The sequence below is a fragment of the Mycobacterium leprae TN genome (assembly GCF_000195855.1).
Lineage (GTDB): Bacteria > Actinomycetota > Actinomycetes > Mycobacteriales > Mycobacteriaceae > Mycobacterium > Mycobacterium leprae.
Map to the genome: position 1 here is coordinate 1,870,553 of NC_002677.1, position 14,049 is coordinate 1,884,601.

Annotated in this window: 12 protein-coding genes and 4 pseudogenes; 5 read left to right on the plus strand and 11 right to left on the minus strand. The window is 60.0% G+C overall.

Going from position 1 to position 14,049, the window contains the following annotated elements:
* Positions 1-446: 446 nt before the first annotated feature.
* From truB to ML_RS07825, 3 genes are read right to left on the minus strand one after another with little or no spacing between them, the layout of a single operon-like run.
* Positions 447-1,409 (minus strand): tRNA pseudouridine(55) synthase TruB, encoded by a 963-nt coding sequence (truB, locus tag ML_RS07815; RefSeq protein ID WP_010908397.1) that lies wholly within the window; start codon positions 1,407-1,409, stop codon positions 447-449.
* Positions 1,406-2,089, minus strand: a complete 684-nt coding sequence (pptT, locus tag ML_RS07820) for a 4'-phosphopantetheinyl transferase PptT (protein ID WP_010908398.1) — start codon at positions 2,087-2,089, stop codon at positions 1,406-1,408. Before pptT ends, truB begins: the two co-directional genes overlap by 4 nt.
* A complete protein-coding gene (locus ML_RS07825) occupies positions 2,086-3,033 on the minus strand; it encodes a metallophosphoesterase family protein (protein WP_041323870.1) in 948 nt (315 codons plus the stop codon). Before ML_RS07825 ends, pptT begins: the two co-directional genes overlap by 4 nt.
* A 170-nt stretch (positions 3,034-3,203) precedes the next feature.
* Between ML_RS07825 and ML_RS19125 the strand changes: the two are divergent.
* The 3 genes and pseudogenes from ML_RS19125 to ML_RS07835 all read left to right on the plus strand — a co-directional run bounded on the left by ML_RS19125 (position 3,204) and on the right by ML_RS07835 (position 4,565).
* Positions 3,204-3,786, plus strand: a pseudogene (locus ML_RS19125) (DUF3558 domain-containing protein).
* A gap of 321 nt (positions 3,787-4,107) precedes the next feature.
* Entirely contained in the window at positions 4,108-4,266 is a 159-nt protein-coding gene (locus ML_RS07830; protein ID WP_111481037.1) for a CocE/NonD family hydrolase, read from the plus strand.
* A 113-nt stretch (positions 4,267-4,379) separates the two neighbouring features.
* Positions 4,380-4,565 carry a hypothetical protein gene (locus ML_RS07835; RefSeq protein WP_145985188.1) on the plus strand — a complete coding sequence of 62 codons (186 nt, stop codon included), beginning with the start codon at positions 4,380-4,382 and terminating at the stop codon, positions 4,563-4,565.
* Positions 4,566-4,866: 301 nt separating this feature from the next.
* On the opposite strand, the pseudogene ML_RS07840 reads toward ML_RS07835, so the two are convergent.
* Positions 4,867-5,294: pseudogene (locus tag ML_RS07840) on the minus strand (DUF1802 family protein); the annotation flags it as partial.
* Between the two features lie 20 nt (positions 5,295-5,314).
* Positions 5,315-5,449 (minus strand): annotated as a pseudogene (locus ML_RS19130) (DUF2277 domain-containing protein); the annotation flags it as partial.
* Positions 5,450-5,692: 243 nt separating this feature from the next.
* On the opposite strand from ML_RS19130, the pseudogene ML_RS07845 reads away from it, so the two are divergent.
* Positions 5,693-6,438, plus strand: a pseudogene (locus ML_RS07845) (enoyl-CoA hydratase-related protein).
* Positions 6,439-6,689: 251 nt separating this feature from the next.
* Positions 6,690-8,132, plus strand: coding sequence for a proline--tRNA ligase (gene proS / locus ML_RS07850; RefSeq protein ID WP_010908400.1), 1,443 nt, complete (start codon positions 6,690-6,692; stop codon positions 8,130-8,132).
* A gap of 29 nt (positions 8,133-8,161) precedes the next feature.
* Here the strand turns inward: proS and ML_RS19135 are convergent, their stop codons facing one another.
* The 6 genes from ML_RS19135 to nusA form a co-directional block, all read right to left on the minus strand.
* Positions 8,162-8,335 (minus strand): hypothetical protein, encoded by a 174-nt coding sequence (locus ML_RS19135; protein WP_414085486.1) that lies wholly within the window; start codon positions 8,333-8,335, stop codon positions 8,162-8,164.
* 95 nt (positions 8,336-8,430) lie between these two features.
* Positions 8,431-8,691 (minus strand): hypothetical protein, encoded by a 261-nt coding sequence (locus ML_RS19140; RefSeq protein ID WP_414085487.1) that lies wholly within the window; start codon positions 8,689-8,691, stop codon positions 8,431-8,433.
* A gap of 425 nt (positions 8,692-9,116) precedes the next feature.
* Positions 9,117-9,611 (minus strand): 30S ribosome-binding factor RbfA, encoded by a 495-nt coding sequence (gene rbfA / locus ML_RS07860; protein ID WP_010908401.1) that lies wholly within the window; start codon positions 9,609-9,611, stop codon positions 9,117-9,119.
* Between the two features lie 13 nt (positions 9,612-9,624).
* Positions 9,625-12,399, minus strand: a complete 2,775-nt coding sequence (gene infB, locus ML_RS07865; RefSeq protein ID WP_010908402.1) for a translation initiation factor IF-2 — start codon at positions 12,397-12,399, stop codon at positions 9,625-9,627.
* A gap of 64 nt (positions 12,400-12,463) precedes the next feature.
* Positions 12,464-12,835: a YlxR family protein gene (locus tag ML_RS07870; protein WP_197492503.1), complete on the minus strand. Its 372-nt coding sequence runs from the start codon at positions 12,833-12,835 to the stop codon at positions 12,464-12,466.
* 148 nt (positions 12,836-12,983) lie between these two features.
* A complete protein-coding gene (gene nusA, locus ML_RS07875; protein ID WP_010908404.1) occupies positions 12,984-14,027 on the minus strand; it encodes a transcription termination factor NusA in 1,044 nt (347 codons plus the stop codon).
* Between the last annotated feature and the right edge of the window lie 22 nt (positions 14,028-14,049).

Consider the following 14,049-nt stretch of genomic DNA (forward strand, 5'->3'; position numbering starts at 1 on the left):
CGCACGTAAGCATGTCGGTGGTGGATGCTGCTTGGTCTACATGTTGATGATGCCAGGGGCTGGGCACCTGGGCTGTGCTGAAGGCGATATCGATGCAGGCGTGAGTGTGAGGATAGTTGTTAGCGCCGCGGGGTAGGGGCGTTTTAGTGTGCATGTCATGGCCTTGAGGTGTCGGCGTGGTCAATGTGGCCGCACCTGAACAGGCACGTCCCCGTGCACGGTATAACTATTCGCACCTGATGTTATCCCTTGCACCATTTCTGCCGCTGGTATCGGTGTCGGCGGCTTGTTGACCGGCCCTCAGCCAGCAAGCAGGCATGCCGCCGGGTGCAGCAGTATCGTGTTAGTGAACAGTGCATCGATGATCCGGCCGTCGGCGGCACATACGGCAACCTTCTAGCGCAGATCAACCACCCACACCCCACCAGCCCACCACAACACCACCCTTAGGCCTCAATCACCCCAACAATGCCCCGTCCGATGCTGACTCGCACAAAGACCGGGTGCAGCACCACCACCGACTTGGTCCGCGGGCCCTCGTCGCGCAGCAATGCAATGACTCGGCCGTCGGCGTCGCTGGCGGCATAGATGCCGTCGATACCGGCCGACGAAATTGGTCGCCCGTTGCTGGTTGCCTCGACCTCGCTTACCGTAAGGTCACGGCGAGGAAACATCAGCAAACAGGTCTCGTCTAGCGTCCGACTCAACCGCGGTAGCTCCGCCAGATCCTCGAGTGACCACGCCTGGTCCAGCTCGAAACGGCCGACCCGGGTGCGCCGCAACGACGTCAGATGCCCACCTACCCCGAACGCATCGCCGAGGTCGCGAGCCAGCGCACGAATATAGGTTCCCGATGAGCATTCGACTTCCACATCAAGATCGATGACATCGGCTAATCCGACTTCGGGCCCGGGTCGAACAGCCAGCACCTCAAACCGGTCAATGCGTACCGGCCGGGCTTGCAGCTCAACAACATGACCCTCGCGGACCAGTCGATAAGCACGACGGCCGTCGACCTTGATAGCACTGACCGCCGACGGCACCTGCTTGATATCACCGCGCAGCCTACCGATCGCGGTGGCGATCGCCTCGTCTGTCACGTGCCGAGCCGAGACACACTGCAGCAGTTCACCTTCGGCGTCTTCAGTAGATGTGGTCTGACCTAGGCGGATGGTCGCGACGTACTCTTTCGAGGCCCCGGCCAGCAGACCCAAGATCTTGGTGGCTCGATCGACCCCGAGCACCAGCACACCGGTGGCCATCGGATCCAGCGTTCCCGCGTGCCCCACCCTGCGAGTGCAAAATATTCGGCGACAGCGCGCCACCACATCGTGACTGGTCATCCCGGACGGCTTGTCAATGACCACTATTCCCGGACCGAGTCCTGCACCTGTGGAGCTTTCGCTCATAGCACGATTGCGGTCAGCACCAACCCGCGATCGACTGACCACCGACCAGTCAGCACCGTTAACGGTGGACCCGACAATGCCGATCCGTCGACCAGGATCCGAGACACGAAACCACCCGACGAACCAAGATTGTCCACGTCAAACGTAATGTGAGCGTCCTCAAAACCCAACCACCTTTTGGTCAGCGGAAACCACGCCTTGTACGTTGCCTCCTTAGCACAAAACAAGATTCGGTCCCAATACAGTACCGACGGCAACTTCCGACGCATTTCGCTGCGCTCCTCCGGCAGGCTGATAACATCCAGCACGCCGTTCGGCAACATCTCATGCGGTTCTGCGTCGATGCCCACTGAACGTACCGCGGCACTGCGCCCCACTACGGCGCCGCGATAGCCAGAGCAGTGGGTAAGACTCCCTACCACCCCGTCGGGCCAACACGGTTCCCCCTTGTCTCCCTTGAGGATTGGCACCGGAGGGACTCGGAGTCGGCCCAGAGCAATCCGGGCACAATAACGGGCGGTGATGAATTCGTTGCGCCGCTTAGCCACCGACTTGGCAATCAACAGTTCCTCTTCGGGCAACGGAGTAAGACCGGGTGGGTCGGAGTACAGCTCCGCGTACTCCAGATCCTGCGACGCGTAGTCGGGCAGCACCGATGACACCAACATGCTCACTGTCATCGTGACTGCTTCTGCCGCAATCGTTCCCGGAATTGCACGGCCTGTGCCCGCATCTCGGAAGTAATCACGAAGTGACCGCCGAAGTCGTTGAGATAGCCGGGTGCATACTGAGGATCAGGCAACACCTGGCGCAGCCAGCTATACGGCTTACGGCGCCGCCACTCCCGCGGGTAACCCACCGATACCTCTTCGAAGCGCACCTCGTTATACCAGGTGGTACGTGGAATATGAAGATGGCCGTAGACCGAACAAACTGCGTTGTAGCGGATATGCCAGTCAGCGGTTTTAGTGGTTCCACACCACAGCGAAAATTCTGGATAGAATAACGCGTCACAGGGTTCTCGCACCAACGGAAAATGGTTTACCAGCACGGTCGGTGTCATCCAGTCAAGTTGTTCGAGACGGGACCGGGTGACATCGAGCCTGTCACGACACCACGCCTCGCGAGTAGCGTACGGCTCCGATGAGAGCAGGTATTCATCAGTAGCCACCACATTGCGCTCCCGCGCTATGGCCAAACCCTTGGCTTTGCTGTCAGCGCCAGTGGGTAAGAAAGTATAGTCATACAGCAAAAACATCGGCACGATCGTGGCCGGGCCGCCACGCTCTGTCCAAAGCGGGAACGGATGTTCGGACGTAACCACGCCCATCTGGTCGCACATATTAATCAGGTAATCATAGCGTGCTCGGCCAAAGATCTGCATCGGATCCCGGTTGGTCGTCCACAGTTCGTGGTTGCCAGGAACCCAAATAACCTTGGCAAAGCGGTGCCGCAGCAGTTCAAGCGTCCAACGAATCTCATCGGTGCATTCAGCGACGTCGCCGGCAACGATCAGCCAATCATCTGGCGACAACGGGTACAGCGATTCAGCTACCGGCTTATTACCGACGTGACCGGTGTGCAGGTCGGAAATCGCCCACAACGTCGGCTCTACCCCGCACATCGGTTCCTGTTTTGCCACGGTTGCTCAGCCTAGCGCCACGACCTCGTCGACCTGCACACGTCACCACCGGTTATCGTTTTCCCACTGACGACACGAACGTAACTTGCACACTCTCGGCAAAGGACCGCAGCAAGTTACATGTTAGTAGTATCCTACTAGTCTGAGTCCGTCTGATCGGAGAGCCCGGTGCGTTAGTCACAACGGTCATCGGGGGCGCAGTGGGCACAGAGAACGCCCCGCTGCCAACCGCAGCTGGGACCGTCCTAGCTGCCGGTCGACCAGCGATCCGATAGAAACCACAATGACGAGTAACCGATTATAGCTACCAGTGACCCACGCCCGTTCGACCTATGTTAGGGGACATCCAGTTCGATGCCGTGCAGCGACTCGGACTGGCGTTCACACCACCCAAACGCGAAGTCGGGCTGTACTGCTACTATGACACCGATAACTATCAGATGGCTGTCGAGGCCAATCATCTGACTTGCTTACGCACAATTCCACCCGATGCCCATCAGTGGCCACCGTGCCGCACAGTATTAGGTCATGAAACCGACCGATCACAATAGTTTCTAGAACTACTCCTGCATGGTGACGTTCAAGACCCGCTACGGAGTAATCCAGCAGGCCCCATTACACCCCAGCCCCGACGTCGACTGCCCGTACACCAACCTGCAACAAGCTAACGATCTCTCCAGTACAAGTTCTAACCGCCAGTCGGCCAGTCTTACCCTGAGTTCGTGCGTACCCTAAGCACGCAATTCGGCAGCAACGCTGCCGGAAGACTGTTGAGACTGCCGTGGGCGACCACCCGTTACACCGTTAGCTGAGTACAAGTCCCGATACGCAACAGCCATACACCTGGTTGCCGACAACTATGCACCGATCACGTCAAGCCCCACAAGCACCTTGCTAGTCCGCTGACCCTATGAGCATAGGCTGTCGATTCTAGTTGATATTTGACAAGCTGTAAACTGCCCGCGGCTACCACATCGTGCTGCACAGCGTGCACAGGACGTTCGGGTCGGGCGGTGTGTTCGAGCCAATGATCAACGAAGCCGCCGACACCGTGACGTGGCCTCCGTCAGCCACCCTAATTCACCGGGATGGTTCAGCACCGTCGGGTTGTCCTACCTGGGGTTCACCCAGGAGGCGCTGTTGCACTATCCGCCACCAGAACTGACCGCGACCGTCATCACCGCGGCTCCACACGATTTCCACACCTCGGTGTGAGGTACCGGCTCGTTCACCATCAACAATTTTCTGCGCTGGCGCAATCTGATTTCGCACCAGTAACATCCACAACGCATCCGGAGCAGCATCGCCAGCTGCAGACATGGCGGAAGGTGACACGCGCCGCCAGTGACGTTCCACTGGGTACTGCCGCCAGGACACTGCTTGGCACGGGTACTCCGTGTTGCGCATCGTGGGGCACACATTCCGACCACAACGATCCGTTTTGGACACAAATACGGCTCGGCACCGCGCTGGACCGCATTCAGATGGCCGATATTGCTAGTGAGAGCTGGTAAGATATAGTCTCTCCGGCAAACCTGCACCAGTACCGGTTATCTGGTGCGGCCGAGGTGTCAACGTAACGCTAACGATCAGGCCGTAGACACACAACTCAAATGCTCACCAAAGGTCTGACCACCAATGCTCTCGGAATCGTTTACTTGAATGGACACTGACCTGGGCGAGACGCCGGCGCGACAAGCAAGAACCGATGATGGCATCCCAGCTGCTGACACCGGCCACCCCTCCGGTGTATTTCGGCCCCTTCCGGTTGGCCGGCGGAATCATACACCGACACCTCCAACATCGGGCGTACCACCAGCTAGTACAGCAGACGTAGTCAGGTGTACAGGTTGAGTCGCACCAGCTCGATCAACAGTATCACTGATACCATGAGCACCGCCAATTTGTGTTTGGGTCGAAAATCGATCCGGTAGACACGCACCGACTCGGTAGTCCAAATATGCAAATCCTTGATTGCACTAAGGCTTTCTGGGTATTTCACCGTTAGTGCGACAACAACTTTCGCTGCGACCCGCACCACAAGGTGCGCATCGGCGCTGTCGGCAGCCGCAGCTGCCAGTAAGTCCCGATTCTCGGGTCACACTCGCTCCACGTGTCCATGAGCGACCGTCGAAAACAGCAAGAACTCCCGGGTCGCCAACCTAGAACCGCTTTTCTCCGATGCCGCCTTTGCGCAGCAACACACGCTGATAAACATCCAGCAGTACGTTGCACGACCACAAGCCATTACTTCAGAAAGGTGTCACTGCGATCTCGCAAGCCGCGCTACAACGTCGAGCCGGCGCAAAGGCGACACGGTCTTCGGCGGCTGGCACCGTAACGACAACGCACCTAGCAATCGCGTCGTCGTCACGGTGACTTCAGCGACTGCCACCTCGGCATTCCGCGCTAATGGTTAGGTGATGCCACTGACCTTGCTCATATTACTGTCGGGCTACCAGCACTATACTCTTCTCGCCGTGGCCACGGACTGCAACCCGCGCAGTTCGATGCTGTTCTGGTAGGAGCAGACCACGATAGGTGCGGGATCGCTGCGGTAAAACCCGCCAGATATAAACCACGGCGAGACTCCTCGGCGAGTCGTCACCGCCCATTATTGTGTCACGAAAGACTAGCTAGCCTGAGGTCATGGCCGGACGATACCCTGCTGATCAAAACCAACGAGCAGGTGTGCACCCGGACCATCAACGGGCTGTAGGAGAGCAATGTGCTGTCTGAGATACTACGCGGTAGGTTTTTCAGGGACCTGACCGGTGCCGAGACCGACGATGGCTGCCATAGTCACCGGTGCCGATCCGGTATTTTGCGCTGAGCTGAATACCAAAAAGCTGGACAAACATTCGACGTTGTCCGATATCTCCCCACGGTAACCATCGATGACCAAGCTGATGATCGACGCGATCAATGGCGCCGCGGTCACCGGTGGACTGAAAATGGTCCTGTACTGCAACAGGGATCGCTTCAAAGCACACGTGCTTCGTCGACACCCCATGCCCAAGTTGGCCGGCTATCCACCTCAGGGCTGAGCGTGCGGCTGCCGCAAAAGGTGGGTATAGGCATGACCCAGCGGATGAACTTCACCGGACAACTACCTGCTGGCCGCCGCGCTGTGGACCGGCCTGGTCACCGAAGTGGTACCGCGCCACCGGCTGCTGGACAACGCTCACCAGATGTCAGCAACCATCATCGGCAACAATCAAACGCAGTATGGATATTACTGGCGTCCCACCACCGGACCGAAGAGTCGTAAACTTCCGGGGACTACGACTGGAAGCGATGGCGGCCAAGCAATTCCGAGCCAGCAACGACGACATAGCCGTCAACCGCGAGGCCGTTCTTCGACGTGGACGTCCACAAGTGCGTTAGGGTAGGAGACAAGCAACAGGCACCCAGCCAATGCGGATTGGTGCACGCCTTTCACCCTGTTAAGGGTTCGAGATGTGCAGTACGAACGGAATGGCGAGCCACGGAGGCTGACAAATAGACCATATAATTGCGTTTAATACATTGTTGTCAGGAGGCAACATCAACACCGCCATTATTACGCACGACCGGATGAAGCCGTCCATAGACCGCTACATTCCGGCAACGAGGTCGGCAGGTAGACTGCGCGATCCATGGGATGCAACAAGCGAGGCGTGACTCGCCAGGAAGACGACTTCTCCGCCTGGTACAACGAGGTCGTCGCCAAGGCAGGACTGATCGATCGAGGACCCGCCAAGGGAACCATGGTGATTCGCCCGTACGGCTACCGAATTTGGGAGCTGTTGCAGGACGAGCTTGATAGCAAGATCAAGGAACTCGGGCACGAAAATGCCTACTTTCCGATGCTGATCCCAGAGAACTATTTCAACCGGGAAGCCGAGCATGTCGAAGGGTTCCATCCGGAACTGGCGGTCGTCACCCATGCCGGCGGCAAGGAGCTGTCCGAGCCCCTCGTGATCCGTCCCACCTCCGAGACCGTCATCGGCGACATGATGGCCAAATGGATCACCTCCCACCGTGACCTACCGCTGCGGTTAAACCAGTGGTCGAATGTGGTCCGTTGGGAACTTCGGCCCCGAATGCTGCTGCGCACGATCGAATTCCTGTGGCAAGAAGGTCACTCGGCGCACATCGAGAAATCCGACGCTCTCCGCGAAACTTTGTTCGCTCTGGACATATACACCACGTTGGCTCGTGACATGGCCGCCATTCCGATTGTTTCTGGAGAGAAAACCGCCGGTGAGCGGTTCGCCGGTGCGCTCAACACCTACACTATCGAAGCGATGATGCGCGATGGGAAAGCGTTGCAATCCGCAACCACTCATTACTTGGGAGACAACTTCGCTCGGGCGTTCAACATCCGCTACACCACCGCCGAAGAACAACAAGCTTTCGTGCACACGACGTCTTTTGGGCTAAGTACGCGGATGATCGGTGCTATCGTGATGGTCCACGGCGATGACAAGGGCCTTGTTCTCCCACCCCAGGTGGCCCCCTACCAAGTTGTCATCGTGCCAATCACTACCGGCAACAAGGCATCCGAGGTCGGACATGCCGCAGCAGACTTGGCGCGACGCCTGCAAGCTGCCGGGGTGCGCACGCATGTGGATGCGCGTCCACAGCTGACGCCAGGCTGGAAATACAACGAATGGGAGCTCCGCGGGGTACCGATCCGCCTCGAACTCGGCCCGCGCGACCTCGAAGCCGGAACCACAGTCATGGTCAGGCGTATCGGTGAGAAAGCCAAACAGCCCATTGCCATCGCAGCTGCCCCGACCGAACTCCCCGGCATTCTCGAAGAGTTCCAACGCACCTTGCTGGAGCGCGCCACCCAATTCCGCGACGATCACACCACACTGGTCGACAACTGGGACGCTTTCGCAACAACCGTAGCCACAGGATGGGCACTTGCCATTCATTGCGGCAACCCGGAGTGCGAAGAGGACATCAAAGCCGAAACAGCGGCCACCCCCCGATGCGTACCTCGGCAAGGCGCCCCAGCTACCGGACGGTGCATACGCTGCGATGCACCATCTGCTTACGACAAGCGAGTCATCTTTGCGAGAGCCTATTGACCGGACGGCCCTGGCCGGCACATCGTTAGTCAAACGCTGCGCGCAGTGCAGTTCACCACATCATCGATCAGACCCTTGGTCGAATAGCCGGTGGCCACCGCCACCGAACCCAGACGCGACCGCCACCAGATCCATGGCAGTCTTGGCTCACATCTCAACATGGACCACCGTTGTGGATCGACCTCCTTGACCACCACCGCCACCTAGGCCTGCTGAATAGTCGGCAATGCTCTCACCCTCTTCTAGGCATGAACCTCACCCAGTCCTGATTGTCAACAACCGATGCAGGGCCAGCCCGCTAGCATCGACCACGTCGGGCAGCAACCGCACAGAGCCCAGCACGCGCGACAGTATCGACCAGCCACGCAAACGAATAACTGCCAATCAGCACTCGACTCACCGCGGCGTTATCCACGCCGATATCGACCAGCCAAGCCGCCAGTCGCAGGGCGCGCAGCTGGCCAAGCGGAAATGACCCGGTACCCGTGGTCAGCCTAGCATAGATGCAGCGTGCGACTTCGGGCCCGATTGGCCTCTCCCCACGCATCGAAAAGTTCAACAACCAACATTGTGGTGGAATCCGCCAACGAATCGACGAAATGCGCAGTGCCAAACATGTCGTTGGACGCGTGATGGTCAATAACCCAGCAACTGTTGACCCAAGGCGGCGAAGTCACTCAGCCTGTCGAGCCGATTCACACTCGGAACATCAACGGTCACAACCAAATCAACATAGCGGCACATCATGTCGAGGCTCGCCAGAAGGTGGCAGCCAGGCAGGCACCTCAGCGCCTTCGGTACAGCGAAATTGACCTCGACCTGCTTGCCTGTACCTATCCAACACCAGGTTCATTACCAGGACGGCGCCTATGGTATCTACATCGGCATGGAATGTGACCGTGTCCGATCGTCGTCGCGGACGACAACAACTTGGCTTCGACGACAGCGTCCACAGGAGCCCGCGTGAGCGAAGCACCGACCGGCTCAGTCATCGGTTAGATCGTCGTCATCAATGTCCGCGATATCGACCCCGACCAGTCCCGCCACTGACCCCTTGTCACGATACGGATCGGCCTCCCCCGCCGGCTTGGCACGTAGGCGGACCTGCGCCACATCGGCATCCGCAGCGCGGGCGCGGGCCAACAACTCTTCCATCCGCGCCACACTGTCAGACGTCGTGTCCCGAATGAACGTCAGAGTCGGAGTGAAGCGCACACCAGTACCCGCCCCGACCTTGCTACGCAGCGTGCCCTTGGCCCGGTTCAGCGCAGCGGTGGCGGCAGTGTAGTCGGGCGCATCCTCCAGCGTGCGACCCATCACTGTGTAAAACACTGTGGCGTCATGCAAGTCAGCGGTCACCTTCACATCGACGATGGTCACCCCGTCCAACCCCGGATCCTTGATCTCGAACTCGATGGCCGAGGCAACGATCGTGCAGATCCGCTTGGCCAGCCGACGCGCACGAGCCTGATCAGCCATTAAGAACGCCCTCCTACGCACGTTGTTTCTCTACCAACTCGTAGGACTCAATAACATCACCCTCCTTGATATCCGAGTAACCCAACGTCATACCGCACTCGAAGCCCTCGCGTACCTCGGTCACGTCATCTTTTTCCCGACGCAGCGAGGTCACCGTGAGGTTGTCGGTGACCACGATGTTGTCACGCAACAGCCGGACCTTCGCGTTGCGCCGCACCACACCCGAACTGATTATGCAGCCAGCAATGATGCCTACCTTTGAGGAACGGAACAGCGCCCGGATCTCGGCACGCCCCAGCTGATTCTCTTCGTAAATCGGTTTGAGCATGCCACGCAGGGCCTTTTCGATATCATCGATCGCCTGGTAAATGACCAAGTAGTAGCGGATCTCCACGCCCTCGCGGCTTGCCAACTCGGTGGCTTTACCTTCAGCGCGCACGTTGAAGCCAATGATGATCGCATCCGAGGCCGACGCAAGATTGACATTAGTCTCGGTGATGCCACCGACGCCCCGATCAATAACGCGCAAAGCGACTTCGTCGTCGACCTGTATGCCCATCAGCGCCTCTTCCAACGCCTCGACCGTACCGGCGTTGTCGCCCTTGAGGATCAGGTTCAGCTGGCTGGTTTCCTTCAGCGCCGAATCCAGGTCCTCCAGGCTGATTCGCTTGCGCGAACGCGCCGCCAAGGCGTTGCGCTTACGGGCGCTGCGCCGATCGGCGATCTGGCGGGCGATGCGATCCTCGTCAACGACCAGGAAGTTGTCACCAGCGCCGGGCACCGACGTGAACCCGATGACCTGCACCGGACTCGACGGTAGCGCCGCCTCGATGTCCACTCCGTGTTCGTCGACCATGCGGCGGACACGGCCATACGCGTCGCCGGCGACGACCGAGTCGCCGATGCGCAGCGTACCGCGCTGTACCAACACCGTGGCGACCGGACCTCGACCGCGGTCCAGGTGCGCCTCGATCGCCACACCCTGGGCCTCCATGCCGGAGTTAGCCCGCAAGTCCAGAGCGGCATCGGCGGTCAGCAGCACCGCCTCGAGCAGGGCCTCGATGTTGGTGCCCACCTTTGCCGAGATGTCGATGAACATGGTGTCGCCACCGAAATCCTCTGCTACCAAACCATATTCGGTGAGCTGGCCACGGATTTTAGCCGGGTCAGCACCTTCCTTGTCGATCTTGTTAACCGCCACCACGATCGGCACGTCAGCGGCCTGCGCATGGTTGATGGCCTCCACCGTCTGCGGCATCACACCGTCGTCGGCGGCAACCACCAGGATGGCGATGTCGGTGGCTTTGGCGCCCCGAGCACGCATGGCGGTGAACGCCTCGTGGCCCGGGGTGTCGATGAAGGTGATCAACCGCTCGCTGCCGTCGAGGTCGACTCCGACCTGGTAGGCACCGATGTGCTGGGTGATGCCGCCAGCCTCGGCCTCGCGGACGTTGGCCTTTCGTATAGTATCCAGCAGGCGGGTCTTGCCGTGGTCGACGTGGCCCATTACGGTCACGACCGGCGGACGGACCTGCAGCTCGTCTTCGTCTCCTTGGTCCTCACCGTAAGTGAGGTCGAAGGGTTCTAGCAACTCACGGTCTTCGTCCTCGGGGCTGACTACCTGGACGTTGTAATTCATCTCGCTACCCAGCAACTCGAGTGTCTCGTCACCGACCGACTGGGTTGCCGTCACCATCTCCCCGAGGTTAAACAGCGCCTGCACCAATGCAGCCGGATTGGCGTCAATTTTCTCGGCGAAGTCCGAGAGGGATGCTCCGCGCGCCAATCGAATCGTCTCGCCGTTGCCATGCGGTAACCGCACGCCGCCAACGACAGGAGCTTGCATAGAGTCGTATTCCTGGCGCTTCTGCCGCTTGGACTTACGACCGCGCCGGGGTGCACCGCCAGGACGGCCAAATGCACCGGCCGCACCGCCGCGCTGTCCGGGCCGGCCGCCACCACCGTGGCCGCCACCACCGGGACGGCCACGAAAACCTCCCGAGCCGCCACCCGGCAGGGCTCCGACACCCCCGCCACGGTAGTTACCGCCACCCGCATCGGAGCGACCGCCGACGGGAGCGCCCGGCCGACCCCCACCGGGTCGGGGTACGCCAGTACGTGGTGGACGGGGTCCCCCTCCCCCAACTGCACCTCCGGGACGCGGCGACATGCTGCTTGGCGAAGCGCTCGGGCGGGGTGCCGGCGGACGAGGGATGGGCCGGGCTACAGATTGCGCCGACGAAAACGGGTTGTTACCAACGCGCGGGGGACGACCCCCTGGCTTAGGTGCCGGCCCGGGGTGCGGGCCGGTCGGCATCCCCGGATGGCCCGGATGGGGCGCCGCTGGAGTGCCCTGTTGGCCAGGGAGCGGCACTCCCGGCTGCTCCGAAGGCTGTCCTGCGGGCGGCGCCAGTTCCTCACGATGCGCGGTTGAAGGACCCTCGCCAGCCACAATAGGCACCACTGCAGCGGAATGATCGACCTGTACCGGCGCAGCAGTCGTCGCACCGTTGCCTGCGACCGCCTTGTCGAGAGCCCGGTCAAGGGTTTGGTCGAGCGATTCGCCGAGGCGTTTGGCCTGGGCTTTTGTGGCTACCTGCTCAGCACCCTTATCCGCGGCCGGCTTGATGCCACCGAACGATTCACGGAGCCGGCGAGCGACCGGTGCTTCGACCGTCGACGACGCAGACTTGACGAATTCGCCCTGCTCATTTAGCCGGGCGAGGACTTCTTTGCTTGTAACACCGAGTTCCTTAGCCAACTCGTGTACACGGGCCTTACCTGCCACTACATCTCCTGTCTATGAGGCGACAGTGGTGGGCCGCGCCTCCGGGTTTAGCTATGACGCATTGTCATCGGGACTTCACGGTGTGCTCATGTTCTTTGCTACCTGTTCTGTTGCCGGGACGATCTAGTTCACTGAGAAACTCTATGTGCTCGACCACCGCGGATGTGTCCGGTGAACCGGCGATGCGCAGCGCCCCGGTGAAAGCCCGTCGCCGAATCGCTTGTTGCACGCACTGCATGTCAGGATGCAACCACGCACCCCGCCCCGAAAGGCTACTCGCTGTGTCAACGATCACGGCATAACTGCCCTTTCCGGTTGACGGCGCAACCACTCGAAGCAGTTCGACAGCCAACTCTCGCTTTCGGCACCCGACACATGTCCGCACCGGTCCATCAGTGTGGTGACGGGCCGAGGCCGAAGATTCACGCTGGATCACGGCTCAGTCTAGCGTTACCGCGCTGTTGAGCAGAACCACCCGGTGAGCTGCGCTCGAACCAAACTGCCCAGCTCGCCTCCTGACCACTGCGCTGGGTTGATGGTGATGGCCTAGTCGCGCCCGACTTCGCCGCGCTTGCGCTCAATCACTAGCGTTCGTGGGCCATCCCATGGCTGGCATTCTGTTCCGACTGGCCAGCCGAGCATGGCGGCGAATCACCGCGTATATCGATACGCCACCCGGTAAGCCGAGCGGCTAGCCGCGCGTTCTGGCCCTCCTTGCCGATGGCCAGAGACAACTGAAAGTCGGGAACCACTACGCGGGCTGCCCGGGCAGTCTGATCGATAACCGACACCGAGACCACCTTCGCGGGCGATAATGCGTTGGCGACGAAACGGGCCGGGTCCTCATCGTAATCGATGATGTCGATCTTTTCTCCGGAAAGTTCGCTCATCACATTTCGGACCCGTTGGCCCATCGGACCGATACAGGCCCCTTTGGCATTCAAACCGGGAACGCGGGAGGCCACCGCAATCTTGGAACGATGGCCGGCCTCCCGGGCCACCGACACAATCTCCACCGACCCGTCGGCGATCTCCGGGACTTCCAACGAGAAAAGCTTGCGTACCAAGTTGGGGTGGGTACGCGACAAGGTGATCAGCGGCTCACGCGCCCCACGAGTCACACCGACCACATAGCACCGCAAACGGTTGCCATGTTCGTAGCTCTCGCCAAGGACCTGTTCAGCCGCCGGGATCACTCCTTCGGAAGCCTTGGTCTCACTACCCATCCGGACGACGACTAATCCACGGGCGTTGGCCCGGCTGTCGCGCTGGATCACACCCGCGACGATCTCACCCTCGCGGGTGGAAAACTCTCCGTAAGTGCGCTCATTTTCGGCGTCGCGAAATCGTTGCAGCATCACCTGCCGCGCGGTAGTAGCCGCGATCCGGCCAAAACCCTCTGGCGTGTCATCCCATTCGCTAATGACATTGCCATCGTCATCGACTTCGCGGGCGATCACTTTCACAACGCCAGTTTTGCGGTCGATGTCAATACGCGCGTCTATCTGATGCCCCTGGGTATGCCGGTAAGCAGTTAGCAGGGCGGACCTAATCGTGTCGAGCAACTCATTGACCGAGATACCCCGATCCATCTCGATCGCATGTAGCGCAGCCATGTCGATGTTCATCCTCCGGCCTCCGTTCCGCTGG

What these genes read in the sequence shown, in the direction of transcription:
- truB (WP_010908397.1), bottom strand. Translation starts at nt 1,409, where the DNA reads ATGAGCGAAAGCTCCACAGGTGCAGGACTCGGTCCGGGAATAGTGGTC.
- pptT (WP_010908398.1), bottom strand. Translation starts at nt 2,089, where the DNA reads ATGACAGTGAGCATGTTGGTGTCATCGGTGCTGCCCGACTACGCGTCG.
- ML_RS07825 (WP_041323870.1), bottom strand. Translation starts at nt 3,033, where the DNA reads ATGTGCGGGGTAGAGCCGACGTTGTGGGCGATTTCCGACCTGCACACC.
- proS (WP_010908400.1), top strand. Translation starts at nt 6,690, where the DNA reads ATGGGATGCAACAAGCGAGGCGTGACTCGCCAGGAAGACGACTTCTCC.
- rbfA (WP_010908401.1), bottom strand. Translation starts at nt 9,611, where the DNA reads ATGGCTGATCAGGCTCGTGCGCGTCGGCTGGCCAAGCGGATCTGCACG.
- nusA (WP_010908404.1), bottom strand. Translation starts at nt 14,027, where the DNA reads ATGAACATCGACATGGCTGCGCTACATGCGATCGAGATGGATCGGGGT.